A 26,316-nucleotide genomic window follows, 5' to 3' on the forward strand; every position below is an offset into this window, starting at 1 on the left:
CATCATCATCAAACCGACCGACAGAATTTACAGCAAATTTTGGACTTGACTCGGCTGGGGGCGCTTCCACAGGGAACGGCATGGATCCATGTCGAGGGGATGCTCGCCGTCGACGCCGGAGCCTCCAGCAACGCGATCGCCGGCTTGTTCCGCCGAACATCGCCCAGGTCGATTCCTTCCTGCTCCTTCGCAGCCCCGACTGTCACACCACCATCATAGAAAAATCATAATTTTACCACTCTATCCTCGAGCTTTGTATAAGGAAATGGTCTTGACCGCTTCTCTTGGGGGCCGAGATAATGCTCGGCCGGTCGTTGCGCCGGAAGCGCCGTCTGTGTCCTACAGTTGTATCTTGAGGTGCCGTTGCAGGGAGCAGGACGTTTGGATTTCCTATGCTTCTTTTTCCTTCAGCTGAACGATCTCTGGAGTTGCTCGATGACAATCGATGGCCAAGCATACGAGACGAATCGGTGGTCTTCAGGGATGGCCAGGCGGCTCGACCGTATCGTGCACCACAGGTGGTTTGTACCAATCTGCTTCCTGATTTTTTTGACTTTGCGTGCCGGATTGATTGCATTCGTCCCGGTCGAACAGGCGTCCGACAATAGCTGGTACATCGCTCGGGCGGAGGACATCGTGCGCGGCCATGGCTTCAGCGAGGATGGTGTGCCGACCGCCTACTGGCCGGTGGGCTGGCCCGCGGTGATCGCGCTCCTCTACCGCATCTTCGGGATCGACGTCAACGTAGTGCTGATCGCAAACCTGCTTTTTGCAGCGGGCACCTTCTTCGTCATGCTTGGGCTCGGTCGCCAGCTGTTCGGGTTTGAGGCGGCTGCGCGAATCAGCGTGTTCCTGCTTGCGGTGTACCCCAACAACATTGCCTATACGAGCCTCACTTCCACGGAGGTTTTCTACACGTTTCTCCTCCTCCTTGGCACGTGGCTGTTTATAGCGCGCCGCACCATGCCTGCCGCGATTCTGTGCGGCCTGATCTTCGGTTACGCCACGCTAACCAAGCCGCAGACGCTGTTGATGCCAGCGGCCCTTGTTGGAATCAGTTTTTTGTTCGAGAACGGTCACCGGCTCAAGATGAGGACTCTTGCGCACGGCGCAATGGTGTATCTTTGTCTGGCCATGGTCCTTGGCCCATGGATCTATCGCAACTACCTGGTGTTCGGAGAGCCCGTTTTCGTGTCCACCAACAGTGGTTGGGCTCTCTACGTTGGAAACAATCCGAGTTCGCTCGCCAGGCGAGGCTTTCCGACGGACTCGGGCGCCGAGGTGACGGAGCTTCGACGAAAGACTTTCACACTCGCCACACAGGTGGAATCGAATCGGCAGGCACGGGCGGCTGCGCTGGCGTGGATTAGTGAAAATCCCGGAACGTTCCTGCTCTTGATGCCGATCAAGGCATTCAGCCTCTGGGCAGTGGATGGCGAGGCGGAATGGCTGTACCAGTTGGGTTCGCCATCGTACGACAAGTCGGTCACGGCATTCCGCACGATCCGCATCCTCAATCAGGGCTACTACCTGCTGCTGATCAGCGGATTTGCCGTGGCCGGCTGGATGATCCTGCGCCGCTATCTCGCACGCGATCGCCAAGCGGCGATCCCGGTTTGGTCGCTAACCGGCTACGTCTTCGCCGCCTACACGACCTTTCAATGCATGGTCATGGCCGCTTCGTATCGCTACAAATTCCCACTGATGCCGTTCGTGGTTCTGTCGAGCGCCTGGGTCATCTCGTGCTGGCTGGCGTCGCACCGTCAGAACCGGCGCGGCGACGAGCACGAGGGGTGACACGTGCCGTGCTCGTGGGTTGTGCCTTCCGGCGGATCAGCTTCCGGCCGCGGCGCAACCGATCGGCGAGCGCTTGCGCCAGATTGAGAGCGTCGCGAAGGAGAGCTTGCGCGCAAGGGAGGATCGAAAGAACGGACGCTCCAGCCGAAACAGCGTTCTGACCAAGCCCGGGCCGCCAATGTTGAGCATGGGGAATGCGTCAGGATTGTAGTACAGCACGTAGGTCAGCAATCCGGGATAGACCTGGTCCACCAACTCGTAGCCGGCGTCGGTGAACAGGCGATCCAGGTCCGACAGCCAGAATCCCTGCTCGGTCTGGTCGTCGAACAGGGCGTTACGTCGGTAGATCCAGCCGCGCACCCAGCTCAGGGGTGTGAAGTTATGGGTAGGCTCGAGATTTACGAAGTAGCCACCCTCGCGCAATGCTCGCCGCAGCCGCTCAACGACGACGCCTGCGTGCTGATAGACGTGGTGCAGTCCGCCGAGCAGCATGATGAGATCGTAGGGCGGCTCGCCAGCGGCAAGCTCGAACTGCGTGACGTCCGCGTGTTCGACGCGAAGCGCGGGGTCATCGGCGCGGACCCGGTCTACCAGCGGCTTGCTGTAATCGAAACCGAAGTACTCGATCTGCGGCGTCAGGTACTTCAGTACGATTTGGCGCCCTTCGCAATAACCGCACATCGGCTCGAGCACGCGCAGTGGACGACCCTGCAGATCCGCCTTGTCACGGAAGAAACAGGACCACATCAGTTCCTTCAGAACCAGATGATTGGGCGTATGGCGGCTCTCGTAGTACTTGTCCGAGATGCCTTCAAAATGCGCCCGCTGCCGCTCTATGTCATCCATGGCACTACCGCCCCTCCCCCAGAGAAACCATCACGATTCCCACGACGATCAGGGCGACCCCACCGAGCTTGAGGACGTGTGCCTTCTCGGCCAAAAGGAGGATGCCGACGAGCGTAGTGCAAAGTATCAGCGTCCCGGCAGCCACCGGAAACGCCAACGACAGCGGCGTCGTGCGCAGTATGTAGAACCAGACGAGAAAGCCGGCGCCGTAGGCGGTGAAACCGATGACGAAAGCCGGGTGGAGGATCTCCGGCGCCGCTTTGATCTTGTAAAGCCCGTAGGTGCTCAACAGGGCGTACAGCACGAATACAGCGATGCTCGCGACGAGTTTCATCTCCGCTTGGCGCTCCCGACGTCATTGGTTGTAAGAAATCTACGGCGTCGCCCACCAGCTTCCTCCACGGCTGGCTTTGCACAGCCGGCCGGCTACGGCGGCGGGCAGCATGCTCCGCGAAACCCCACCTTCGCCCATCTATCCGATACCTCTCGTCGTTCGCTCGCGGAGGAGGAGGACGAGCCCCTCCCCTTCCTTGGCGCCTGGCATATCGGCCTGCTCCCGACAATTTCTTCACAACCTCCCGGTGGTCCTGTCGCGGGCGGTCGGGGTGCGGCGCATGGCCGGGCCTCAACGGCCATCCCTCGGCAACGCGTCGGCCGGCGACTCCTCCGCCACGATGAACCGCGGCCGCTGCTGCAGCATCCGGTGGATCGACGCGATGTAGAGGCCGATGACACCGAGCAGCAGGAACACGACCGCAAAGAGCAGCGAGGTCACGCCGATCGTTGATGCCCAGCCGGCAACCGCGTGCCCCGTGGCGGCCTGCCATATCACGTAGCCCAGTTCCAAGACCGCGAGAAATGCCGTGAAGACTCCGATGCTGATGCCGATCGTCAACGGTTTCGACGAGTGCCCGACAATCCCCGTCCGCGCAAGGTGCCACATCTTCCGGAGCGTGAACTTCGAAGCCCCGGCATGCCGCGCGGCAGCCTCAAAGGGGACCACCACGGCCTGAAAACCCAGAAACTGAACTGCACCGCGGATGAAGATTTCGCTGTCCCTCAGGCGCAGCAGGGCGTCCAAGACCTTACGGTCGAGCAGCCTGAAGTCCGAGCTACCCTCCGACAGCTCCACGTCCGAGAGATAGGAGAAAATGCGGTAGTACGCGCGCGACGTGCTGCGTTTCAGAAACCCCGCAACCGCCCTGTCCTGGCGCCTCGTATTGACTATCTGGAACCCCTCCCGCCACCTGGCTACCAGCGTAGGGATCACCTCGGGAGGATGCTGCAGGTCCCCGTCCATGCTGATGACCGCCGCGCCGCGCGAGGCCGAGAGCCCGGCGAGCAAGGCTGCCTGATGCCCGAAATTGCGCGACAGGCGGATTCCGCGAATGCACGGGTTCGCCTGGCCAAGCGCGGATACGCGCTGCCAAGTGTCGTCACAGCTGCCGTCGTCGACGAGCACTATCTCGTATGGCTCCTGGAGCAGATCGAGGACCGCTGCCGTACGCTCGATGAGGCGCGCAACGTTTGCCTCTTCGTTGAAGATCGGCGCAACGACGGAAAGGACGGGGGGCGCTTCGCGGCGTGGCATCGGCAGGGAGGCAGGCCCTCTAGTCATCAATTTACCCGGGCGATTCAGCTCGCCCATTATTGATCATTCACCAAATCCCTGACAATCAGTTCGTATCCCCGTCTGACGCGTCGCAAGCTGTCAGGCCGGTTGTCACGGGACTTCTTGCTGCTCATGGCCTACCCTTCGGCGCCTGGGAATGACTTGTCAAGCCTTGAGCCTGACCGCCAGCCGGCCAACCGAGATCACCATGTGCTTCCCCGGGCATTGCGCGAAACCATAGCTGGGGCCTGATAACCTCGGACTCTTGCGGTGAGAGGCCATTGGTTTCCGGCGTGGGCAGTTCGATTCCCGGCTTCCTGCCCGAGGATGGCGGCCGCCGCCGCCTTGGCGCCCGGAATGCGCGACACGACGTGGCGCGACGAAATGCCGCAGCACGCCAAGCGACCATCTGAGCGATAATCTTTGACGTGCATCAAATCTCTTCAGGGCACCCGCCCCCCGTAACCCCGGCAGTCGGTATCGACGGCCAGACCGTTCACGGCTCGGTCGGGTCGGGCTCTGCCTGCCCACCGATCGACGACGGTGGAGACCTCGCCGGGGCCGCTGGACGCGACTCGCCGGCTGGTCGCCCAACGCCCCGCAACTTTCTGGTCGACGCGGCGATCCTGCTCGCGCTCTGCGTGATCGGCTATACTGGCTACCGGGTCGCCCCGCTGCTGCACCCGAAAACCGATCTCACACTGCCGATCTCGGCGTGCAACGTCGGCGAAGGTCCGTGCACCGCCCGGCTGCCCGATGGCCGCGAGATCGAGTTGAGCATCCAACCGCGGCCGATCCCGGTGCTCAAGCCGCTACGCATCGAGGCGACCGTGCGCGGCGCCGGTGTGCGCGGCGTCGACGTGGACTTCGCCGGCACCGAGATGCAGATGGGCTACAACCGGCCGCGCCTCGAACGGCAAAGCGACGACGCATCCCGCTTCGCCGGCCAGACGAGCCTTCCCGTATGCATCACCGGAACGATGGAATGGGAAGCGACGCTGCTCGTCGACACGGGCCGGACACTCATCGCCATCCCTTTCCGCTTCGTCAGCAGTCATTAGCCCCGATCAGGCCGGACGCCGCGCACCAGGCAAGACCTGACCCCGGCCCGGCCCCGCTCGCGCGCTCAGCGCATCTCGAACAGTTCCTGGTGGAAGCACGCGGCCGGCAGGCCGCGGGCAATGAAGTCGGCACGCAGCGCCCGCCCGAAGGCCGCCGGGCCGCAGAACCAGAGGCTCGCCGACCGCCACTCGGGCACCACCGCGCGGATGCGCTCGCCGTCGAGCGGTCCGTCCTGCCCATCGACCATCAGATGCAGGCGCACCCGCGCGCCAGCGACGTCGCCGGCAAGCTTCGCGCTGACCTCCGGACTGATTTCTCTGGTCGGGTGAAACAGGTCGACCGGCCTTTCCTCGGGAGTGGCAGCGAGCTGCTTCATCCGCGCGACGAACGGCGTGATGCCGATCCCCGCGCCGATCCAGATCTGGCGCGGCTGTGCATCGTTGAAGTCGAAGCAGCCGTAGGGGCCTTCGACGCTCACCCGCATGCCGGCCTTCAGGCGCCGGTGCAGGCGACTCGTGTGGTCGCCGAGTGCCTTGGCGATGAAGCGGATCCGCCGCGTCGCCGGGTCCCATGCCGAGGCGATCGTATACGGATGCGCACCTTCGCGGCGGTCCGAGGTGGCGAAGGCGAACTGCCCGGCGGCGTGACCCGGCCAGCCCTCGTCGAGGACGATCAGCACTTCGAGCACGCGCATCTGCTCATGGTAGTCGAGTTCGACGATCGTTCCGCCGACCCGGCGCCGCGCGCCGATCCGGCCAGCCAGTGACCAGATCGCGGCGACGCTGCCGCCGGCGAGCAGCACGGCGAGCAGCCAGCCGACCGGCTGGCTCCAGTACGTCGCCCTGGCGAGCACCAGCGAGTGCCAGGCGAGCGCCAGATAGACGACCGCAAGCAGCTTGTGCGTCCGCGCGAACAGGTGGTACGGGAAGCGCCTGACCAGCGCGAGGACGATCAGGACCACCGCCGCGTAGAACGCCCACTCGCCGATCGTCTCGGCGAGGCCACGCTGACTGCGCAGCCAGGCCTCGACGGCGCCGAGTTCGCCGGCCCCCGGCGGCCGGCGCGGCGGCCGGGTCAGCCAGCCCCAGCCGACCATCCACTTCGTCCCCTGCGCCCACCACCAGTGGACGACCGAAAAGACCAGCCCGGTGACCCCGAGCCACTTGTGCAGCCGATACATCTTGTCGAGGCCGTCGAGCCACGGCTCGAGCCACTTCGGGCGCAGCGCGAGCAGCATCGCCATACTCATCGCGCCGATCCCGACGATCCCCGTGTACTGCAGGAACGCGCTGCGGAAGGTGAAGGTGTTCAGCGGCTCGGGGAAGAAGCCGTCGGCGAGCAGCCAGAGCGCCGTCGGCACGAGCAGCGCGGCGAGAAACGCGTAGCGGATCGGGTTCATCGCTTACGCCAGTGCGGAGATCGGGCTCTGCTGGGCGGCAAGGCGGCCGGCCACCGCCTGCCGCGCGAGCCCGACCGCCGCGTCCTCCATCTGCCGGAAGAGCGCCTTGTACAGCGCGCAGTACGGATCAGTCTCGGTCAGCCGGCCGTGGAACGCGAACGTGCGGATCGGGCAGCCTCCGTGACACAGCGCGAGATACTCGCAGTCGATGCACGCACGCCGGGCGAGATGGATCGGCCGTTCGCCGAACTGCCGGCGCGCCGCGCTGCCGTCGAGCAGCTCGGCGAGCGTCGCCGAGGCGAACAGATTGCCGAACCGGTAGTCCGGGTGACTGGTCACCCAGCAGTCGCACTGCGCGACATGGCCGCGAGCGTCGATGGCGATCAGCCGATCGACGCAGTTGTCGCCCCAGAAGCACGGCAGCGCCGCCGGCCGGTCGCTGAAATGGTCGAGCAGCGCGTCGAACGGAGCGATGCGCACGCCCTGCTCGCGCCCGCGCTCGAGCCAGATCGCCGCCAGGTCTTGGTGGAAGCGCAGCAGTTCGGCGTGATGCCGCTCGTCGATCGTCCGCCCCGGGTCGTCGGCCGCACCACCAGGGAACGGCGTGTTGATCTGGATCTGGTCGAGGCCGAGTTCATCGACCAGGTGTTCGTAGAAGCGCCCGGCGCCGATCGCCAGCGTCGCCTCGTTGGGCAGCGAGATCACCTCGACGCGGATCCCCGCCGCGCGCGCCTCGTCGAGCTTGCGCCGCCAGAGCACGTCGTAGTGCGCCGGACTCCTCCCGCGCAGCTGGCGGTGGAGGTTAGGGTAGTCGAGCGAACTGCCGATGCAGTTGCCGAACATCCGCTCGATCACCGGGTTCCACTCGCGACCGTAGGCGAGCAGGTTGGACTGCAACAGGTGGCGCACCTCGATAGCGCGCGCCGCCGCTGCTTCGCCGATCAGCTCGCCGGCCGCGTCGTACCACTCCGGCGGCAGCAGCATCGCCTCGCCGCCCTGCCAGTAGATGGCCAGCGAGGCAAGCCGCCGGCCGGCCATGTACTCGAGCACCCGCTCGATCAGCACGCGCAGCCCTTCGAGGCTCAGCCGATCGCGAGTCCGCCGCTCGAAGCAGTAGCTGCACGCCGCGTTGCACTGCAGCGTTGGCAGCAGGATCAGCGCCAGCTGCCCGCCGCCGTTCACCGGTCCCCCGCGGCGAGTTCGTCGAACGCGGCGAGGTCGGCGCGCAGCTCGTCGGCCGCGGCGCTCAGGCGGTCGAGGACCTCGCGAATCCCGGCGCACGAATAGCCCGGATCAGGCCACTTGAAATAGCCGAGGCAACCCTTGGCGAACGGGCACGCGCGGCACTCGCCATCACCGGCGAAGCGCGCGGCCACCGCGCCGGCCTGATCCTCGCCGCTCGCCGCCAGACGAGCGCCGCCGAGGCGTACCGGCAGGCGCTCCTCGCCGAGCGCATCGACTTCGCGGAACAGCGCCGGGTCATCCTCGGCGATCGCCCAGAGCGAGAACGGCTCGCCACGCAGCAGCGCGTTCAGCACCCCCTGGAAAGGCTCGACCGGAACGGCGACCGTCGACCCGTGCAGGAAGCGACTGAGCACCTCGGCGAGCTCGTCGATCGGCTCCGGACCCGGCTGCCCGATCTGCAGACGGACCGGCAGCTGCAGGCTGACGGCGAGGCGGACGGCCCGACCGAAGCCCTCGACGACCGGGATCGTGATGCGCACCGGCGCGTAGTCGACGAGCGGCGAACACGCGTAGAGCAGCGGATAGTCGTTCGCCGGATCAGCGAGCCGAAAATCGATCGGCGCACCACCGCGCCAGCCGGCGAGTTCGCCGGCGGTCTGCGGTGAGAGCGGCATCTCCAGATGGACCAGGCCCGCGGGCGGATCCACGCAGACCGTGGCCAGGCCGGCCACGTCGTCGACGCGCACGATGACCGGCTCACCCGACCAGCCGGCAAGCCGCGTCGCCGGCACGCGGTAGACGATCCCGGCGGTCAACGGCTCGCGCCGGCGGCCCGCCTAGCGGTTGACCCAGGCACCGCCGCGATTGGCCCAGGCCCGGCCGCCGTTGACCCAGGCGCCGCCGCGGTTGGCCCAGGCCCGGCCACCGTTGGCCCAGGCGCCGCCACGGTTGACCCAGGTGCCGCCGCTGGTCGCCGCGCCGCCGCGGTTGACCCACGCCGCACCACGGTTGGCCCACGCCCGCCCGCCGTTCGCCCAGGCGACGCCGGCGATCGCCGCGCCTTCGCGATCGAGCAGACTGCCGCCGAAGAGCGCCACCGCGACCACCGCCTTCGACCACTTGCCGAGGCTCAGCAGGAACTCCCGCCGATCCGGCAACGATTCTGCGTCCTCTACCCCGTCGCCGCCCGCGGAAAGCTGTCCAGCCTCAGGCTGCCCTGTTCTCGTCTTGTCCTGTTCGCTGCTCATGCCGCACCTCTCTCGATCACCCGATGGCTCGTTGCCCGCTGCCGGCCCCGACCCGCGCCCGACGCAGCGCGAAGTGACACTCTAGGCCAGTCCTCGCCGGCCACCGTTGACCCAAGTCAACGGCAAGCCATCACCCTCCAACTGGGAAACAAGCGGACTGGAAAAAAGGGGACGGAAAAAAGGGGACAGACCCCGTTTTCTGCCCTGCAGAAAACGGGGTCTGTCCCCTTTTTTCCTCGACTTGTCAGCCCTCGTCGAGCAGCGCCTACATCACTAGCGAAAGGTGAGCACCCAAGCGCAAGTCGGTGGTCAGTATGTGCTCGGTCAGCCAGTGCTCGAGGAACTCGAGATGGTCGCCGATCACCGCATCGCCCCCCTGAAGGATTCGCCGCTGCAGTTCCCTGGCGCTTTCGATCAGGTCCCGATGCTCGGCCTTGTGCTCCTCGATGGCCGGATAACCATGCTTGAGCATCAACCGCTCCTCGTGGCTGAAGTGCCAGACCGTACAGTTGATCAGTTCTTCCAGCGTCGCCGCGAGATACTCCGGGGACTCCCCTGCGCTGACCGAGTGATTGAGAAGGTTGAAGATGTTCACCAGCCTGCGGTGATCGTCGTCGATTTCGTCGACGCCGACGCTCAGTATCTCGTCCCAGACGATGTCCTTCATGGTTCCACTCCTGTCAGCAATGACCGACCCCGGGCGTGGGGCAGGACGACCCCGACCATGCGGCGCTCGACAGACACGGTCGAGGGCGCTGCGCTCACCGCCCACGAGCGAATCGCCCATTCCTCCACTGGCTCCTGCGCGGCCAAGGCTCCTGCGAGGCTCGTCGCGGCGACCTCCGCAAAGCGGTGCAAAGAAAGAGTGGCGACTGCCCCGCAGTAGGCGTGCGTCGCCTAGCGCCGCAAAGGCGCATCCGACCACGGGCATTGTAAGGCAGCCGCCTGCCCGGTCAACGGCTTTTGCAAAATGGCAAGAACGGGGCAAAAATGCAAAAATGGGGACAGACCACGTTTTCTGCCCGTTTTCTCCCGGGGAAATGGGGTCTGTCCCCATTTTTCCCCCTTTCTTCCACCAACCCCGAGCGAAAAGCTCGGGCAGCGAAGCATCGAGGGACGCCGACTTGTCGGGCTTGTCGCCTTCCTTGCGCCGACGCGCGAGACGCGACGACATCGCCTCCTTCAGCGTCTCCAGTGCATCACCCTGGCCAAACACCTTCGCCACCGCGTAGCCGTCGAGAGCGAAGTTCATGATGTCGCTGCCCAGCGCCATTTCGGTATCCTCGGCCTTGGCCGCCAGCCAGCGCAACCGCGGACGCAGCAGATCGAGACTGCGATCGCTCTCCTGACCGCCCGAGAACGTGCAGAGGATGGTCGAGGCGAGCGCGACCGGCGCGCCTGCGGAGCGCCGCGACGGTGGTCGCCACGGTCGTGCGCCAGGGGTTTTCCCGGAACAGCTTGCGCGGCGCCCGCGGTGGTCAGGTGCTCGATCCTGAGCCGGCCGGCCGGGCCTCCGCTTCGCTGGCCGGAAGACCGCTGCGCGCGGCCGCGAACTGCGGCAGGCCATCGGCGATGATCTCCCACGGCGCCTTCGAGTCGACGTGGATGTGATACGCGTTGCGGCATGCGAAGGGCGTTTCGACGGTGCCGAGCCGCAGCCGCCTGATCCCCGGCAGGTCCTCGCGCGCGCTGTAGATCGGGCTGCCGCAGTTCGTGCAGAATACGCGGGCCTTGTCGGGAACCGCCCGGTACTCCCTGAGCAGATCCTGGCCGCAGATGATCCGGAAGCGTGAGGCGTCGACCGGACTGACGGCGACCTACGCCGAGCCCTGCGCCTTCCTGCACATCGAGCAGTGGCAGATGGAGATTTCCTCGATCTCGCCGTCGTACTCGTAGCGCACGCCGTTGCACAGACAGCCGCCGACGATCATCGCCGACTCCCTCGAGGATGCGGCGCCCGGGTACGTTGGCCGGCTGGCCGCGTCGTGTCGGCGCCGAGCCGTCGCGCGCCGGTCATCGATCGTCGGTCCCGGGCGCTCAGCATCGCAGTTCGCAGCGGTCGCGGTAGAAGTCGAGCGCTTCGGGGTTGGCGAGCGCCTCGACGTTCTGCACCGGCCGGCCATGGACGACGTTACGCACGGCGAGTTCGACGATCTTGCCGCTCTTCGTGCGCGGGATGTCGGCGACCTGCAGGATCTTCGCGGGGACGTGGCGCGGCGTGGTGTTCGCGCGGATCTGGCGGCGGATGCGCTCACTCAGCGCGTCGTCGAGCGCCATGCCGTCGCGCAGCCGGACGAACAGGACGATGCGCTGGTCGTGTTCCCAATCCTGGCCGATGACCAGTGATTCGACGACTTCGGGCAGCTGCTCGACCTGGCGGTAGATCTCGGCGGTGCCGATGCGCACGCCGCCGGGGTTGAGCACGGCGTCCGAGCGGCCGTGGATGATCATCCCGTCGCTCCCGGTGAGTTCGACGAAGTCGCCGTGGCACCATACGCCGGGGAAGCGCGCGAAGTACGCGGCGTGGTACTTCGCGCCGTCGGGGTCGTTCCAGAAGCCGACGGGCATCACCGGGAAAGGCCGCGTGCAGACGAGTTCGCCGCGCTCGCCGCTGCCCGGCGGGATCGGCCGGCCGTCCTCGTCGAAGACGTCGACGGCCATGCCCAGGCCGCGGCACTGCAGTTCGCCGCGGCGCACCGGGACGATCGGGTTGCCGAGCGCGAAGCACGAGAGGATGTCGGTGCCGCCGGAGATCGAGGCCAGCTGGACGTCGGAGCGGATCGCGCGGTAGACGTAGTCGAAGCTCTCGGGAGCGAGCGGGCTGCCGGTCGAGAAGATCACCCGCAGGTCGTCCAGGCGGTGCGTGCGCCGCGGCTCGACTCCGGCCTTGGCCAGAGCGTCGATGAATTTCGCCGAGGTGCCGAAGTGGGTCATCCGCTCGGTGTCGGCGTAGTCGAAGAGGATTTCGCCCGGGCGGCCCGAGGCGCCGGCGACGAACGGCGAGCCGTCGTAGAGGAGCAGCGTCGCCTGCGAGGCGAGCCCGGAGACGAGCCAGTTCCACATCATCCAGCCGCAGGTGGTGAAGTAGAAGAGCCGGTCGCCGGCGCGCAGGTCGCCGTGCAGCTGGTGCTCCTTGAGGTGCTGGAGCAGCGCGCCGCCGTGGCCGTGGACGATGCACTTGGGGACGCCGGTCGTCCCCGAGGAGAACATGATGAACAGCGGGTGGGCGAAGGGCAGCGCAGCGAAGTCGATCTCGGTGGCGGCGAACGGCGCGATGAAGTCGGCGTAGCCGACGCCGCCGGCGATCGCGCCGATCGCCGGTGCGTCGGTGAGGTACGGGACGACGACGGTGCGCACCAGCGACGGCATTCGCGCGGCGACTTCGGCGTTCCTGGCCAGGCAGTCAACGGCCTTGCCGTTGTACCAGTAGCCGTCGGCGCAGAGCAGCACCTTGGGTTCGATCTGCCCGAAGCGGTCGAGAACGCCCTGGACGCCGAAGTCGGGCGAAGCCGAAGACCAGATCGCGCCGAGCGACGCGCTGGCGAGCATGGCGATCACCGCTTCGGGCATGTTCGGCAGGTACGCGGCGACGCGGTCGCCCTGCCCGACTCCGGCGGCGCGCAGCGCCTGCGCGCAACGCGACACTGCGCCGTGGAGGTCAGCGTACGAGAGGCGGCGGCGGACTCGGTCCTCGCCGCGGAAGACGAGCGCGTCGGCGGCATCGCGCCGGCGCAGCAGGTTGGCCGCGTAGTTGAGCCGCGCCTGCGGGAACCAGCGTGCTCCGGGCATCCGCCCGCCGTCTTCGAGGACCGTCTCGCCGCGTTCGCCGAGGACGGCGCATTCGTCCCAGACGGTCGCCCAGAACGCCGCGGGTTCGGCGATCGACCAGCGCCACAGGCTCGCGTAGTCGGCGAAGTCCCTGCCGACGCGCTGGCCGGCGCGGGCGATGAAGCGGCTCATCCGGGCGGCGGCGATGCGCGCGGCGTCGGGTTGCCAGAGGATCTGCCCGCTCATCCCTTCCCTCCCCCAGGTCAGGTTGGTCGATTCGCCGCCGCCGTCAGGCGGGCAGCTCGGCGCGCAGCGTCTCGGGGATCGGCACCGACTTGCCGGTCGACACGTCCATCCAGACGATCTTCGAGTCGCCGGTGGCGTAGATCGTCTCTTCGCCCTGGAGGCGGATCTCGTAGTGCGTCGGGATGCTGCTGCGCCCGGGATGGCCGCAGTACATGCGCACTTCGACGACGCCCGGGTAGTTGAGCGGGACGAGGAAGGTGCAGCTGGCGTTGATGATCACTGGCGCAGAGCCGCGCGGCATGACCTGGAAGCCGAGCTGCTCGAGGTATTCCACTCGCGCCTGCTCCATATAGCGGAAGTAGATCGTGTTGTTGACGTGTCCGTAGGCGTCCATGTCGCCCCAGCGAATCGGGATCAGGGTCGTCTGGACGAGCTTGCGTGGGCTGTGCATATGGATTTCCTTTCCCGGCCGGACAGCGGGGACACGCTGCCGGCCGCAGCAGCGGCCGCGGCCCGACTGCCTGCGGCCGCGGAAAGCGGGCCGCGCGGCCCGCTTTCCGCCTGGTCGATCAGAACATGCCTTCGGGCAGGTCGAGGACGCCGGCGGCGCCGCTGACCACGCTGCTCGCCAGGCCTGGCGCCTGGGCGAGGACGTGGTCGGCGTAGAAGCGGCTGGTGACGATTTTCGCCGGGTAGAACGGGTCGCTGTCGCCGGCGTCGATCTTCCGCTGGGAGACCAGCGCGGCGCGGGCCATCTGCCAGCCGCCGGCGACAGTGCCGAGGAGCATCAGGAAGGGGACGGCACCGGCCGCCGCGGCACGGACGTCGCGGCCGTAGTTGGCGACGATCCACTCGCCGGCCTCGGCGAGCGCGTCGACGCCGGCGGCCAGCCGGCTGCCGATCGCTGCGAAGTGCTCGCCCGGGCAGGCGGCGAGCTGGCCGTCGAGGTCGCGCATCATCGCGATCACCGCTTTCAGCGTCGACCCGCCTTCGCGGGCGATCTTGCGCCCGATCAGGTCGTTGGCCTGGATTCCGGTGGTGCCTTCGTAAATCGTCGAGATCTGCGCGTCGCGCAGGTGCTGCGCCGCGCCGGTCTCCTCGACGTAGCCCATCCCGCCGTGTACCTGGATGCCGATCGAGGCGATGTCGACGCCCGACTCGGTGCTCCAGCCCTTGACCACCGGGATCATCAGGTCGACGAAGGCCTGGTTGCGCTTGCGCGTTTCGCCGTCGGGATGATTCGCGGCGGCGTCGTGTGCAGCGGCGACGACGTAGGCCAGCGCGCGGGTCGCTTCGGCGCGCGACTTCATGGTCATCAGCATCCGGCGTACGTCGGGGTGGCGGATGATCGGCACCTTCGGCCGACCGCGGACGCCGATGTCCGGGCTCTGGATGCGCTCGCGCGCATAGTCACGGGCGCGTTGGTACGCCCGCTCGCAAGCGGCGACGCCTTCGAGACCGACGCCGAAGCGCGCGGCGTTCATCATGATGAACATGTATTCGAGACCGCGGTTCTCTTCGCCGACGAGGTGCCCGATGGCGCCGCTGTGGTCGCCGAAGGCCATCACCGCGGTCGGGCTGGCGTGGATGCCCAGCTTGTGCTCGATCGACACGCAGTACGCGTCGTTGCGCGCGCCGAGGCTGCCGTCGGCGTTGACCAGGAACTTCGGAACAACGAACAGCGAGATGCCCTTGACGCCTTCGGGTGCGGTCGGGGTGCGCGCGAGGACGAGATGGATGATGTTCTCGGCCATGTCGTGGTCCCCATAGGTGATGAAGATTTTCTGGCCGTAGATCCGGTAGCTGCCGTCGGGCTGGGGCTCGGCACGCGCGCGCACGGCGGCGAGGTCGGAACCGGCGCTCGGTTCGGTGAGGTTCATCGTCCCGGTCCACACACCGCTGACCATCTTCTCGAGGTAGGTCTTCTTGAGCTCGTCCGAGCCGCTGAGGACGAGCGCCTCGATCGCCCCGGTGGTCAGCAGCGGACAGAGCGAGAACGAGTGATTGGCCGACTTCCACATCTCGGCGACCGCCGCGGCGACGACCTTGGGCAGCCCCTGGCCGCCCCACTCGGGTTCGCTGCCGAGCGCCGTCCAGCCGCTTTCGGCGAACAGCCGGTAGGCGTCGGCAAACCCGGGCGGCATGGTCACTGCCTTGTCGTGCCACTTCGCGCCTTCCTGATCACCCGGCCAGTTGAGCGGCGAGAGAACCTCCTCGGCGAAGCGCGCGGCTTCCTCGAGGATCGCATCGACGAGGTCGGGCGTCGCCTCCTCGTAGCCGGGCAGCTGCGCAACCTCTTCGAGCCCGGCGAGTTCATTGAGCACGAACTGCATGTCGCGGACCGGGGCAACGTATTCACTCATCTGTTTCTCCTTGCAGGGGGTTGGACTCTGTGGTCAGTGGCGTGACTGGTGAGTGGCCGCCGCGCTGGCGGCGATCTCGCTCAGCAAGAGGATCTCCTCGACGATCGGCAGGCTGAAGCCGCGGCGGCCGCCGTCACGGTTGTCGCGGAGCAGCTTTTCGAGGTACTCGGAACAGGCCGCGGTTCCCCAGAGCGTGACGATCTGATCGCGGATGCGCGGAATCTCCTCGATCGTCGTCGGCTCGACGAGCGACATCTCGGCCGGCTCGGCTGCCGCCTGGCGAGACTCCCGATCGCGGTCCCAGCGCAGGATTTCGACGTTGAAGTTGCGGTTCAGCCGCTGCGTCAGCGCTTCGAACTCCTCGCGCATGCCGTTCTCCTGGTAGATCTCGAGCAGGCGAATCCACGGGCGCAGCGACTCCTGCGGCTGCTCGGCGAGGAACTCCTCGAGCGTCCTCGCCGCACCGCCGACCCGGCCGAAGGAGAGCATGATCTCGGCGAGTTCGAGTGCCGGCGCCGCGCCGCTCGGCTGCGCTTCCGGCAGATTCAGAACCGGCGGTGACGCGGGCTCGGCGAGCGGAGCCGCGCTGGTCGGGGGAGCCTCTGCGGGTCCCGGGACGGCCACGCGCGAGGGTTCCGGGGCGGCCACTGGCGACGCCGGCCGGCGCTGGCTGTCGGGTGCCGACGGTGCTGCGCGCAGTGGGGTCTCGCCAGCCGCGGCAGCGCCTGCCGCTCGCTCGGCTGCCGCCCCCGCACTGAATGGCACCGCCTCGCGCCGGACCCTTCCGGCGATCGTCGTCGGGGAATCGGGCACGCTGAACGGCGCCTGGGGTGCGGCGGCCGGCGCCTCGCCAACGCGCCGGCGATGAAAGAGAACCAGCAGGACGAGCGGCAGGACCACTGCTAGGCCGCCATAGAGCAGCCACGACAGCTCGTCGTCGGCCGGCGGCGGAACAGGTCGCGATGCGGGCGCCGGTGCACGCGGCGCGGCGCTGACCGCGGGCGCGCCGGAGCTCTCGGCCGGGGACTGGCCGCCTGAACCAGCCGCTGCCGAGTCGGGCAGCGAGCCAGCGGCGGCCGCGAGCCGTTGCTCGGCCCTCTTGAGCTCGGCGACGTTGGCTTCCAGCCACGCCAGGCGCTCGTTGAGCGCCTCTTCGCTGAGCAGCGGATCGCTGCGCAGTTGCAGCGCGCGGTGCTCGAGGCGCAGCAGATCCCGGCTCAGGCGGCTGTCCGTGCCGCCGGCCGCGGCAGAGAGTTCGTCGGTCAGACGCAACGCATTCGCTTCCTCGCCCGGGGAAGCCGGCGGAGCGGCGGCATCCCGGCCTCTCGCCGGCGGCGTAGCGGCGGCCACCGGTGCGGCAAGCGTCAGCGTGTACTGACGGAGGACTTCGGCGCCGCATTCGGAGCGCAGGCCGATATGGATCACCGGGTCGCCGACCGGCGCCTGCGAGACAATCGACAGCGTGCCGCGATCGGCATCGCGCCGGTAGCTGAGCCTCGCCGCGGTCAGCCAGGGCAGGTCGTCGGACGTCTTCTCCGGGCGATAGAGCTTCAGGCAGGCCGGGTCGAAGCGCTCGGCCGGGTGCGCCCTGACCTCGAGTTCGGCGCGGAGGACTTCGCCCGTCCGGGAAGTGCTGCGCAGTTCGCCGAGACCGATCGCCCGCGCCGGGAAGGCCAGCAATGATCCCGACAGCGCGACGAACAGCGTCAGTCCAAGGGTTCGCCATGCCATCAGCCGCGCACGCTCCTTCCAGGAAAGCAGACTGAGGAGGCCATCATTTCTTGCCCAGGAGTTGTGCATCCTCGAAGCCCGTCAGCAGGTGCGGTCGATAGACGGCGAGCAGCGTGACGAGCATTCCCGACAGCCAGGCTTCGGAGAAGCCGAGGAGCAGGAAGTACGGCAGGTACTCGCTGGTGAGATACTCGCCCGGGTACGCGCCGGCCAGCGCGAGAACCAGACACGCCGCGCCGCCGACGGCGACCACGGCCAGCGCCGAGGCGAAGAAGCCCTTGCAGAAGATGTAGATGAACAGGTGCCGAGGGAACAGCCGGTCGATCAGCTGATGCACGCTGTGACTCGCTGCGACGCCGACCCCGGCCATCAGCAGCGCGTTGAGGGCAAAGGTTTCGCCGCCGGCGGCGCCGTTGAGAGTCACTCCGACGACGACCAGCGAGAGGCCAATGAACGCGAGCTGCCAGCCGAAACAGAGGGTAAACAGCGTCGCACCGAGCAGGTGCAGCGAGAGGCCCGGCTTGACGCCGGCTCTGAGCTGCCAGAAGATGGACAGGACGACAATCATCGCCAGAAAGGCGTTGAGCCGGGCGCCGTCGGCGAGCACCGCCCACGGCGCCCGACGCACGGCCGTGAAGGCGAGCACCGCGTAGACGAGCCAGCCGAGCAGCGTCCAGCTGCCGTCGACCAGGCCGTCCGGCAGGTTCATGCGGCGCGCGGCTGCCGGCGAGACGCTCAGCCCAGCTCGGCCTGCAGAGCCGGCAGAAGCTCGAACAGGTCGCCGACGAGACCGTAATCGGCGACCTGGAAGATCGGCGCTTCGGGATCCTTGTTGATCGCCACGATCACCTTGCTGTCCTTCATTCCGGCCAGGTGCTGGATCGCTCCGGAGATGCCGACGGCGATGTACAGCTGCGGTGCAACGATCTTGCCGGTCTGGCCGACCTGGTAGTCGTTCGGGACGTACCCGGCATCGACGGCGGCGCGCGATGCACCGACCGCAGCGCCGAGCCGGTCGGCGAGCGGCTCGATCAGCTTGTGGAAGTTGTCGCCGCTGCCCAGCCCACGCCCGCCCGAGACGACGATCTTGGCAGCGGTCAGTTCGGGACGCGCCGACTGGGTCAGCTCGCGACCGACGATACGGCTGACCCCGAGGTCGGGACCGGCGGCGATCGCTTCGATCGTCGCGCTGCCGCCGTCGCCGGCCGCTTCGAAGGCCGTGGCACGGACGGTGATCACCTTGACCCGATCCGACGAGCGGACCGTGGCGATGACATTGCCAGCGTAGATCGGACGCAGGAAGGTGTCCGGCGAGTCGACGCCGGTGATTTCGGAAATCTGCGCCACGTCGAGCATCGCGGCGACGCGGGGCATGAAGTTCTTGCCATCGGTCGTCGCCGCGGCGAGCAGGTAGCCGTAGCCGCCGGCCTGGGCGACGACCAGCGCGGCCAGGCTCTCGGGCGAGTGATGCGCGTAGTGCGGGGCATCGGCGACGAGCACCTTGCTGACCCCGGAGACGCGTGCCGCAGCCGCGGCAACCGTCGCGCAGCCGCTGCCGGCGACGAGGACGTGGATCTCCCCGCCGAGCTTGGCGGCGGCGGTGACGGCGTTCAGCGTCGCCGCGCGAAGGACGCTGTTGTCGTGTTCAGCGATGACGAGAATGGCCATGGTCAGATCACCTTTGCTTCGTTCTTGAGTTTGTTCACCAGGTCGGCGGCATCCGCGACGCGAACGCCGGCGGTGCGCTTCGCTGGCTCGCTGACGCGCAGCGTTTTCAGGCGCGCGGCGACGTCCACCCCGAGCGTTTGAGGATTGGTCGTCTCGAGCGGCTTTTTCTTGGCCTTCATGATGTTCGGCAGTGTCGCGTAGCGCGGCTCGTTGAGCCGCAGGTCGACGGTGATCACCGCCGGTAGCGGGATTTCGACGGTCTCGAGGCCGCCGTCGATCTCCCGTGTGACGCTCGCCTGCTGGCCGCTGACGACGACTTTCGAGGCGAAGGTCGCCTGTGGCCAGTTCATCAGCCCGGCGAGCATCTGCCCGGTCTGATTGGCGTCGTCGTCGATCGCCTGCTTGCCGCAGAGGACGATCTGCGGCTGCTCTTTCGCGCAGACCGCCTTGAGCAGATTGGCCACGGCCAGCGGCTGCAGTTCACCGTCGCACTGGACGAGGATTCCACGGTCGGCACCGATGGCCATCGCGGTGCGCAGCGTTTCCTGGCACTGGGCGACCCCGGCCGAAAAGACGATCACTTCGCTGGCGATCCCGGCTTCCTTGAGACGGACAGCCTCCTCGACGGCGATCTCGTCGAAGGGATTCATCGACATCTTGACGTTGGCCAGGTCGACGTCGCTCTGGTCGGGCCTGACCCGCACCTTGACGTTGTAATCCACCACCCGCTTGACTGGAACGAGGATCTTCAACTCTTGCTCTCCTATATCACCACACCGAAATCCCTGCCCGCCACGACTGACGGCGGCGGAGTTTGACATTGCTGAAATTCGACCGGAGAATACGCCATACCCTGTCGTATGGCAAGCGTACGCTACCGTATGGCGGCGCGGCTGTCAATACCGCCAGCCGCGTCGGTGATGCCCGTGAAACCGTCCGGGCGCCCCCGGAATCGTATACCCTTAATGATGCCCCAGCGGCGCGATCGAGGAAAGGACCCGATGACCGTCAAGCCTGCGAGCGGCAGACAGCGCGCCGCACTCGACCGCAACGACTGGATTCAGGCAGCGATCGAGATTCTCGCCGAGAACGGCGTCCAGGGCGTGCGCGTCGAGGTCCTGGCCAAGGATTTCGGCGTCACCAAGGGCAGTTTCTACTGGCACTTCAAGGACCGGCAGGACCTTTTCGACGCCGTTCTCGAGACCTGGCGGGACGGCCGAATCCGCGACATCGACAAGCAGAGCGTCTCCGTTCCGGGCCGCGAGCACGAACAGCTGCTGCACCTGATCGACGTCTATAGCGCGACGCGCAACCGCCGCGGCATTGCGATCGAACTCGCCGTCCGCGAATGGGCGAGACGCGACCCGCGGGCCGCAGCGATCGTCGAGGAGGTCGACCACTGGCGGCTCGAGCGCACGCGCCAGCTGTTCGTCGCGCTCGGCGTCGCCGACGATGAGGCGAAGAGCCGCAGCGTCCTGCTCTATGCTTACGTCTTCGGCCAGAGCCTGATGGCCTGCGAGCACTACGACCCGCGGCTGGCCGACTTCCGGCGGCGAATCGCCGAGTTGATCGTCACGCCGACGGCGGGCGTGACGCAGGCCAGTCCCTGTTGATCGAGGAGAGCGACCGATGACCAGTGCGCATGGCGAATCCTTCATCCTCGCTGTCGACCAGGGAACGACCAGCTCGCGGGCGATCGTCGTCGCGCGCGACGGCTCGATCCGCGGCGTCAGCCAGCAGGAGTTCACGCAGCACTATCCGCAACCCGGCTGGGTCGAGCACGACGCCGAAGAGGTCTGGCGGACACAGCTCGCGGTGACCCGGTCGGTGCTCCGTGACCAAGGAATCCGGCCCGAGCAGATCGCCGCGATCGGCATCACCAACCAGCGCGAGACGACCGTCCTCTGGGATCGGGCGAGCGGCGAGCCGATGCACCGGGCGATCGTCTGGCAGGACCGGCGCACCGCCGGGATCTGCGAAGCGCTGCTCGCCGCCGGCCACGGCGAGTTGTTCCGGCAGCGAACGGGACTGGTCGTCGATGCCTATTTCTCGGGAACGAAGCTCAAGTGGCTGCTCGACACGCTGCCCGGCGCGCGAGCCCGTGCCGAGCGCGGCGAGCTGGCTTTCGGGACGATCGACAGCTGGCTCGCCTGGAAGCTCACTGGCGGCCGGGTCCATGTCACCGACGCGTCGAACGCGTCGCGCACGCTGCTTTTCGACATCCGGCGCCGCTGCTGGGACGACGAACTGCTGCAGCTGCTCGGCATCCCGCGGGCGGTTCTCCCCGAGGTCGTCGATAGCAGCGGCGTCGTCGCGCGGATCGATGAGGACTGGCTCGGTGCGCCCGTTCCGCTGGCCGGAATCGCCGGCGATCAGCAGGCAGCGACTTACGGCCAGGCTTGTCTCGAGCACGGGATGGCCAAGAACACCTACGGGACGGGCTGCTTCCTGCTGATGAACACCGGACCACAGGCGATGCCCTCGCAACACCGGATGCTGACCACCGTCGGCTGGCAGAAGCAGGGAGCAGCGACTTACCTGCTCGAAGGCAGCGTGTTCATGGGCGGAGCGGCGGTGCAGTGGCTGCGCGACGGGCTCGGCCTCGTCTCGCGATCGGACGAGATCGAAGCACTCGCCCGGACGGTTCCGGACAGCGACGGCGTCTTCCTCGTTCCGGCACACACCGGCCTCGGCGCGCCGTACTGGGACCCATACGCACGCGGCGCGCTGCTCGGCATGACCCGCGGCACGACCCGCGCGCACGTCGCGCGTGCGGCGCTCGAGGCGATCGCCTTCCAGAGCGCCGAGGTGCTGCTGGCGATGGAACTCGACTCGGGCGAACGACTGCGCGAACTGCGCGTCGATGGCGGTGCGGCGCGCAACGATCTGCTGCTCCGTTTTCAGGCCGACCTGCTCGGTGTTCCGGTCGTTCGCCCGCAGATCACCGAGACGACGGCGCTCGGCGCTGCGTACCTGGCCGGTCTGGCGGTCGGCTTCTGGAGTGACGAAGCGGAGCTGGCCAGGCTGTGGCGGGCCGAGCGGCGCTTCGCGCCGGCGATGGACGACGACCGGCGAGCGACGCTGCTCGCGGGCTGGCGGCGCGCCGTCGAGCGAACTCGCGACTGGGCGAAGCCCGACTGAGAGAGCGCAGCCAGTAGTCCGGGGAAGCCCTTCATGATGACCGGCGCAGCCGACCACGGTGGACCACTGCGGACAACTGTGCACCTATGGTTCTCGATTTCCACCGAGCGGCAATGAGATCGTGACAGTCAAGCGAGGGATGCGAAGACCGCCTCCGACCGCTTCCCAAGCGGTGACGACACCGGGGGTTCCGCTGGAGACGCGGGCTGCCGCGGCGCTGGCCGCGGGGCGCGACCGCGCGAATTTTTGCGGCAAGCCGCTGGCCGACGGCCCCTATGGCGACTGGCTGTTACGCACCGGGAACCATGACGCAGCAGCACTGCGTCGGCTTGCCGAGAGAAGTGACGGTGCTCCGGCAAGCGGCAGCGAACTCGAAACGCGTCTGGCGGCGGTCGCGCTGACCGCGCCCGAAGCGGCACTGGAGTCCATTCCCGCCGAATCGCTGCTGCGCCGGCACCGCGACGCCGCGCTGGCCTACGAAAGCAGCCGCAGCGGAGCCCGCAAGGCGCTGGCTCACGACCTCGGGGGCGGGACCTTCGACATTTCGGTGGTCAATCTCGAAAACGATGTCGTCGAAGTGCTTGCCAGTCATGGCAACAACCACATCGGTGGCGACGATTTCGACCAACAGATCGTCAAGCCCCTCGTCCAGCATCTCGAGCAAACGCACGCGGTCGATGTGCGACAGCAGCCGCTGGTCATGGCGCGGCTGCTGCGCGCTGCCGAAGCGGCCAAGATCGCCCTCTCCGACCAGCCCTACACCATGCTCAGCGACGAATACCTATTCGAGAAGGACGGCGTTCCGATCCAGCTTTCGCTGGAACTCTCGCGCCTCCGCTACGAAGAAATGATCGAGCCAGTCATCGCCGAGACGATCGAGGCCGTCCGTGTCGAGTTGAACGGCGCCGGGCTGACGGTGGCCGCAATCAACGGAGTCCTGCTCGTCGGCGGCGCGACGCGAACGCCGATGGTGCAGCGCCGACTTGAGGAGGACCTCGGGATGCCGCCGCGGGCCGACCGCGACCCGGACCTTTGCGTCGCGATGGGTGCGGCGAGTATGGGCGACGTCTGCGCGTCGAGGCGCAGGCGTTGATCGAAAAGGCCCAGCGATCGCTGGCCGAAGCCGGCAGCGAGGATGCCGAGGATCTGGTCAATGCGATCAAAGCAGTGAAGGATGCGATCGCCGGAGCCGACGACGACCTGAAGACCGCCAAGGACACTCTGGCGGATCTCCTCTATTACCTCGATGCCTGAGACGCTCGAGCTTTGCCCGGCGTGCCGCGCACGACGGGCAGACAGCGCCGTCTGTCCGCGCTGCGGCTGCGACTTCTCGCTCGTTCGGCAGGCCGAACAGCAAGCCAGCCGGCTGCTCGACGAGGCTCTTGTCGCGCTGCTGCGCGGCGACCGGAACGCGGCGCGGGCTCGCGTCAACGCGGCCCTCGCCAGCAGTCCGATGCGTCTCGCGTCCGCACTCAAGGGCTTTCTCGCAATGCCGACGCCGGCGGGCGATAAACGCCCGGCCGCCGGCGGAGGCCCGCTTCGGTCTGCCCCTTCAGACGGCCGGCTGCTCGCCGAGCACCGCTTCTGCCGCGAGCCTCTGGTCTGGTGACGGCGCTTCGCCGGCGAGCGCGTGTGACCTCTGGTGGAGATGTCCGGTTACCGGTTTGGCGGTTCGACCGTTGCTTCCGGAAAGCCGACTGCCGCCCGTGCCCGGCCTCAGGCAAACCGGGCCCGTCGCACGGCTTCAGCCGCTGCCGGCGGCCGGCGTTTCAGTCGCCGCCTTCCAGCAGCCCTCGAGGTCCTCGCAGGCGAGTGCGACGAGACTGCCGTCAAGGACGCCGCGGCGAACGAACTGGTTGAGGAAGGCGCTGATCTGGTCGGGATTCTGTCGGACGCGGTATGGGCGTTCCTGCGCCAGCGCCTGAAAGACGTCGGCAACGGCGACGATCCTGGCCTCCGCGCAGAGGTGCTCGCCGTCCCGGCGGAACGGGTAACCGCGGCCGTTGAGCGCCTCATGATGGAACGCCGCCCACTCGGCGACGCGTTCGAGCCCGGGGATGTGGTGGAGAATCTGGTAGGTCTCGAAGCTGTGCCGCTCCATCACCGAGAACTCGCGCGGCGTCAGGCGTGCCGGCTTGTCGACGATCTCGTCGGGAACGCAGAGCTTGCCGACGTCGTGCATCAGCCCGGCCACCTCGACTTCGGCGAGCGTCTCGTCGGCAAGCCCCGCGCGCTTTCCGAGATGGCGGGCGAGTTGGGCGACACCGAGCGAGTGAGCGGCGGTGAACGGGCTTTTCGCATCGACGATGCTCGAGACGAGTCGCGCGACATGACCGAACTGCGGGAAGTCGATGGTCATCCGCCACTCGCCGAGCGGCAGGTCGGCGAGATAGCGATGGACGTGACGCGGCACGAGGGCGATCCAGAACGCCTCGCAGCGGGCCGCGGAGCGGAATGCCTGGACGGCTTCGGCCGACAGTTCGCTGCCGGCGAGCGCACTGATCGCTTCGATGATCCCGCCACGGATGAACAGCGGGTTGTCGAGCCCACGCAGCAGCAGCAGCGCGTCGACGCGGTCGGCGAGCTGGATCAGGTTGCTCTCGAGCGCGTCGTCGTCAGCGAGGTCGTCGGGCAGTTCGCGCCACGGAGTGTGATGGTAGCGAACCGCGCGGGCGAACCGCGAGAGATGTGCGAAGGGCAGCAGCAGCCGGTAGCCTCGTTCGCAGTGTTCCTGCCGGTCTTCCCATTGGAGGTCGCGGACGAGCCGCGAATGGACGCTCGTCGACGAAACACCGAGGTCGTGGAGCAGGCTTGCACAGACCAGTCGGTCGAGCTGGCGCTCACCAAGGCCGAGCAGCAGGCCGGTCTCGCGGGCGATCATCGCCACCCGCTTGCCGTGCTGGAAGTCGTTGACGCCGACCAGGTCGAGCGCGTCGGAGAGCGCCAGGATGGCGCTTCGCAGGTCGATGCGCAGGGTCATCCGCTGGCCGGAAGAACGCCGAAGCGTCGGCCGGCGGCTGGCGGGCCGCCGGCCGACCGCGCTGCCCCGTAGCGCGGAGAAGACCGCGCCGGGGCGGACGGCAGCCCTCTCAGGCGCCGTGCTCGCGCATCCAGCTGCCGACTTTCGGGGCGAGCACCTTTTGCGAGAGTCCGCCGGTGTAGATGCCGATATGCCCGGTGGCGATGGCGAACTCGGTGTAGTCCTTGCTGCCCACGACCTTGCCAAGGGCGACCGTGCACGGCGGCGGAACGATGTGATCCTTCTCGGCGTAGATGTTGAGGATCGGGATCTTGAGTTCCTTGATGTCGACCTTGCGGCCGCCGATCTCGAGGCCACCCTTGACCAGCTTGTTGCCCTTGAGGAAGTCGCGGATGAACTCCCTGAAGGTCTGTCCGACGGCGTCGGGACCGCCGAACAGCCATTTCTCCATGCGCAGGAAGTTGAGCAGCGCCGAGCGGTCGTCGAGGATGTCGATCACGTCGGCGTACTTGCCGAAGTTGAGGATGAACGGTGAGGCCATCAGAAACGAGACGTTGAGCACGTCGGCCGGGACATTGCCATGCACGGCGACCATCTTGTCGACGTCGGCGTCGGCGCCCATGGTGAACATCAGCCCTTCGTGCGGCTTGTGGTTGGCGCGATAGGCGTCGAAGTCGATCGGCGAGACGGTCAGCGTGAGCAGGCAGATCTTGTCCTGGTTGAGCGTCGAGTAGGTCGTCGAGATCGTCCCGCCCTGGCAGATGCCGAACAGCGCGATCTTGTCCACGCCGGCGCGCTGGCGAATGAAGTCGACGGTGTCGTCGAGGTAGCCGTTGATGTAGTCGTCGACCGAGCGGTGCTTGTCGACCTGACGTGGATAGCCCCAGTCGTTGAGATAGACGTCGATGCCTTCGCGGAGCAGGTTGCGGACGAGCGAGCGATCGGGCTGGAGGTCGGCGACCTCGTAGCCGTTGATCAGCGGCGGCACGATCAGCAGCGGCGTCTTCATGATCTTCGACGGCTCGGCGATCGGATGGTAGTGATACACGCGGATCCCATCCTGCTCGAAGACGACATCCTTGGGCGTGCTGCCGATGTCGACATCGTCGTCGGTCAGGTTGTTGAGCAGTTCGACGCCTTTGGTGAGTTTGGCGTTCAGGGCAGCGGCTTCGGCCGCGACATCAGCGGGCAGGATCTGGATTGGAAAGCTGAACATGTGACTAGCACCCTCCTTGAGTTCGGTTGTCTTGTGGGCTCGGGCAGACAAGCTT

26 protein-coding genes are annotated in these 26,316 nt (G+C 67.2%); 8 read left to right on the top strand and 18 right to left on the bottom strand.

Features of this window, described 5'->3' with window-relative positions; translation table 11 throughout:
• Positions 1 to 219 (top strand): hypothetical protein (locus NFW05_RS17995; protein ID WP_295310096.1); only part of this gene is annotated, 219 nt, incomplete at its 5' end.
• A gap of 216 nt (positions 220 to 435) precedes the next feature.
• Positions 436 to 1,797 carry a glycosyltransferase family 39 protein gene (locus NFW05_RS18000; protein WP_295310098.1) on the top strand — a complete coding sequence of 454 codons (1,362 nt, stop codon included), beginning with the start codon at positions 436 to 438 and terminating at the stop codon, positions 1,795 to 1,797.
• A 36-nt stretch (positions 1,798 to 1,833) separates the two neighbouring features.
• On the opposite strand, the gene NFW05_RS18005 is transcribed toward NFW05_RS18000, so the two are convergent.
• The 3 genes from NFW05_RS18005 to NFW05_RS18015 all read right to left on the bottom strand — a co-directional run bounded on the left by NFW05_RS18005 (position 1,834) and on the right by NFW05_RS18015 (position 4,291).
• Positions 1,834 to 2,643: a class I SAM-dependent methyltransferase gene (locus tag NFW05_RS18005; RefSeq protein WP_295310100.1), complete on the bottom strand. Its 810-nt coding sequence runs from the start codon at positions 2,641 to 2,643 to the stop codon at positions 1,834 to 1,836.
• A gap of 4 nt (positions 2,644 to 2,647) precedes the next feature.
• On the bottom strand, positions 2,648 to 2,977 hold the full coding sequence (locus NFW05_RS18010) for a hypothetical protein (protein ID WP_295310101.1): 330 nt from the start codon (positions 2,975 to 2,977) through the stop codon (positions 2,648 to 2,650).
• A 291-nt stretch (positions 2,978 to 3,268) separates the two neighbouring features.
• On the bottom strand, positions 3,269 to 4,291 hold the full coding sequence (locus NFW05_RS18015; protein WP_295310103.1) for a glycosyltransferase family 2 protein: 1,023 nt from the start codon (positions 4,289 to 4,291) through the stop codon (positions 3,269 to 3,271).
• Positions 4,292 to 4,683: 392 nt separating this feature from the next.
• Between NFW05_RS18015 and NFW05_RS18020 the strand changes: the two genes are divergently transcribed.
• Complete coding sequence (locus NFW05_RS18020) at positions 4,684 to 5,316, top strand: hypothetical protein (protein WP_295310105.1); 633 nt, start codon at positions 4,684 to 4,686, stop codon at positions 5,314 to 5,316.
• A 65-nt stretch (positions 5,317 to 5,381) separates the two neighbouring features.
• Here the strand turns inward: NFW05_RS18020 and NFW05_RS18025 are convergent, their stop codons facing one another.
• From NFW05_RS18025 to NFW05_RS18085, 13 genes are all read right to left on the bottom strand, one after another.
• Positions 5,382 to 6,716, bottom strand: coding sequence for a ferric reductase-like transmembrane domain-containing protein (locus NFW05_RS18025; RefSeq protein ID WP_295310107.1), 1,335 nt, complete (start codon positions 6,714 to 6,716; stop codon positions 5,382 to 5,384).
• 3 nt (positions 6,717 to 6,719) lie between these two features.
• Complete coding sequence (locus tag NFW05_RS18030) at positions 6,720 to 7,898, bottom strand: radical SAM protein (RefSeq protein ID WP_295310109.1); 1,179 nt, start codon at positions 7,896 to 7,898, stop codon at positions 6,720 to 6,722.
• Positions 7,895 to 8,716, bottom strand: coding sequence for a hypothetical protein (locus tag NFW05_RS18035; RefSeq protein ID WP_295310111.1), 822 nt, complete (start codon positions 8,714 to 8,716; stop codon positions 7,895 to 7,897). Before NFW05_RS18035 ends, NFW05_RS18030 begins: the two co-directional genes overlap by 4 nt.
• Before the next feature lie 21 nt (positions 8,717 to 8,737).
• On the bottom strand, positions 8,738 to 9,148 hold the full coding sequence (locus NFW05_RS18040; protein WP_295310113.1) for a hypothetical protein: 411 nt from the start codon (positions 9,146 to 9,148) through the stop codon (positions 8,738 to 8,740).
• A gap of 265 nt (positions 9,149 to 9,413) precedes the next feature.
• Positions 9,414 to 9,815 (bottom strand): bacteriohemerythrin, encoded by a 402-nt coding sequence (locus NFW05_RS18045; RefSeq protein ID WP_295310115.1) that lies wholly within the window; start codon positions 9,813 to 9,815, stop codon positions 9,414 to 9,416.
• 811 nt (positions 9,816 to 10,626) lie between these two features.
• Positions 10,627 to 10,929 (bottom strand): GFA family protein, encoded by a 303-nt coding sequence (locus NFW05_RS18050; RefSeq protein WP_311104699.1) that lies wholly within the window; start codon positions 10,927 to 10,929, stop codon positions 10,627 to 10,629.
• A gap of 256 nt (positions 10,930 to 11,185) precedes the next feature.
• Positions 11,186 to 13,162 carry an acetoacetate--CoA ligase gene (locus tag NFW05_RS18055; protein ID WP_295310117.1) on the bottom strand — a complete coding sequence of 659 codons (1,977 nt, stop codon included), beginning with the start codon at positions 13,160 to 13,162 and terminating at the stop codon, positions 11,186 to 11,188.
• 43 nt (positions 13,163 to 13,205) lie between these two features.
• The gene (locus NFW05_RS18060; RefSeq protein WP_295310118.1) at positions 13,206 to 13,613 is read right to left on the bottom strand and encodes a thioesterase family protein; all 408 of its coding nucleotides are present in this window, start codon (positions 13,611 to 13,613) and stop codon (positions 13,206 to 13,208) included.
• A 118-nt stretch (positions 13,614 to 13,731) separates the two neighbouring features.
• Positions 13,732 to 15,525, bottom strand: coding sequence for an acyl-CoA dehydrogenase (locus NFW05_RS18065; protein WP_295310120.1), 1,794 nt, complete (start codon positions 15,523 to 15,525; stop codon positions 13,732 to 13,734).
• Positions 15,526 to 15,558: 33 nt separating this feature from the next.
• Positions 15,559 to 17,256 carry a hypothetical protein gene (locus NFW05_RS18070; protein ID WP_295310122.1) on the bottom strand — a complete coding sequence of 566 codons (1,698 nt, stop codon included), beginning with the start codon at positions 17,254 to 17,256 and terminating at the stop codon, positions 15,559 to 15,561.
• Between the two features lie 43 nt (positions 17,257 to 17,299).
• Positions 17,300 to 17,965, bottom strand: a complete 666-nt coding sequence (locus NFW05_RS18075) for an energy-coupling factor ABC transporter permease (protein WP_295310124.1) — start codon at positions 17,963 to 17,965, stop codon at positions 17,300 to 17,302.
• 26 nt (positions 17,966 to 17,991) lie between these two features.
• Positions 17,992 to 18,924, bottom strand: coding sequence for an electron transfer flavoprotein subunit alpha/FixB family protein (locus tag NFW05_RS18080; protein WP_295310126.1), 933 nt, complete (start codon positions 18,922 to 18,924; stop codon positions 17,992 to 17,994).
• Between the two features lie 2 nt (positions 18,925 to 18,926).
• Complete coding sequence (locus tag NFW05_RS18085) at positions 18,927 to 19,676, bottom strand: electron transfer flavoprotein subunit beta/FixA family protein (RefSeq protein WP_295310128.1); 750 nt, start codon at positions 19,674 to 19,676, stop codon at positions 18,927 to 18,929.
• Between the two features lie 249 nt (positions 19,677 to 19,925).
• On the opposite strand from NFW05_RS18085, the gene NFW05_RS18090 reads away from it, so the two are divergent.
• The 5 genes from NFW05_RS18090 to NFW05_RS18110 all read left to right on the top strand — a co-directional run bounded on the left by NFW05_RS18090 (position 19,926) and on the right by NFW05_RS18110 (position 23,674).
• A complete protein-coding gene (locus NFW05_RS18090) occupies positions 19,926 to 20,537 on the top strand; it encodes a TetR/AcrR family transcriptional regulator (RefSeq protein ID WP_295310130.1) in 612 nt (203 codons plus the stop codon).
• 16 nt (positions 20,538 to 20,553) lie between these two features.
• Entirely contained in the window at positions 20,554 to 22,065 is a 1,512-nt protein-coding gene (glpK, locus tag NFW05_RS18095; protein ID WP_295310132.1) for a glycerol kinase GlpK, read from the top strand.
• Positions 22,066 to 22,204: 139 nt separating this feature from the next.
• Entirely contained in the window at positions 22,205 to 23,158 is a 954-nt protein-coding gene (locus tag NFW05_RS18100; RefSeq protein WP_295310134.1) for an Hsp70 family protein, read from the top strand.
• Entirely contained in the window at positions 23,155 to 23,319 is a 165-nt protein-coding gene (locus NFW05_RS18105; protein ID WP_295310136.1) for a hypothetical protein, read from the top strand. The genes NFW05_RS18100 and NFW05_RS18105 overlap by 4 nt, the downstream gene beginning before the upstream one ends.
• The gene (locus tag NFW05_RS18110; protein ID WP_295310138.1) at positions 23,312 to 23,674 is read left to right on the top strand and encodes a hypothetical protein; all 363 of its coding nucleotides are present in this window, start codon (positions 23,312 to 23,314) and stop codon (positions 23,672 to 23,674) included. Before NFW05_RS18105 ends, NFW05_RS18110 begins: the two co-directional genes overlap by 8 nt.
• A 135-nt stretch (positions 23,675 to 23,809) precedes the next feature.
• On the opposite strand, the gene NFW05_RS18115 is transcribed toward NFW05_RS18110, so the two are convergent.
• Both NFW05_RS18115 and phaC read right to left on the bottom strand, forming a co-directional pair.
• On the bottom strand, positions 23,810 to 25,045 hold the full coding sequence (locus NFW05_RS18115; RefSeq protein ID WP_295310140.1) for an HD domain-containing phosphohydrolase: 1,236 nt from the start codon (positions 25,043 to 25,045) through the stop codon (positions 23,810 to 23,812).
• Positions 25,046 to 25,154: 109 nt separating this feature from the next.
• Positions 25,155 to 26,261, bottom strand: coding sequence for a class III poly(R)-hydroxyalkanoic acid synthase subunit PhaC (gene phaC, locus NFW05_RS18120; protein ID WP_295310142.1), 1,107 nt, complete (start codon positions 26,259 to 26,261; stop codon positions 25,155 to 25,157).
• Positions 26,262 to 26,316: the final 55 nt, after the last annotated feature.

Source organism: Accumulibacter sp. (assembly GCF_023806625.1).
Lineage (GTDB): Bacteria > Pseudomonadota > Gammaproteobacteria > Burkholderiales > Rhodocyclaceae > Accumulibacter.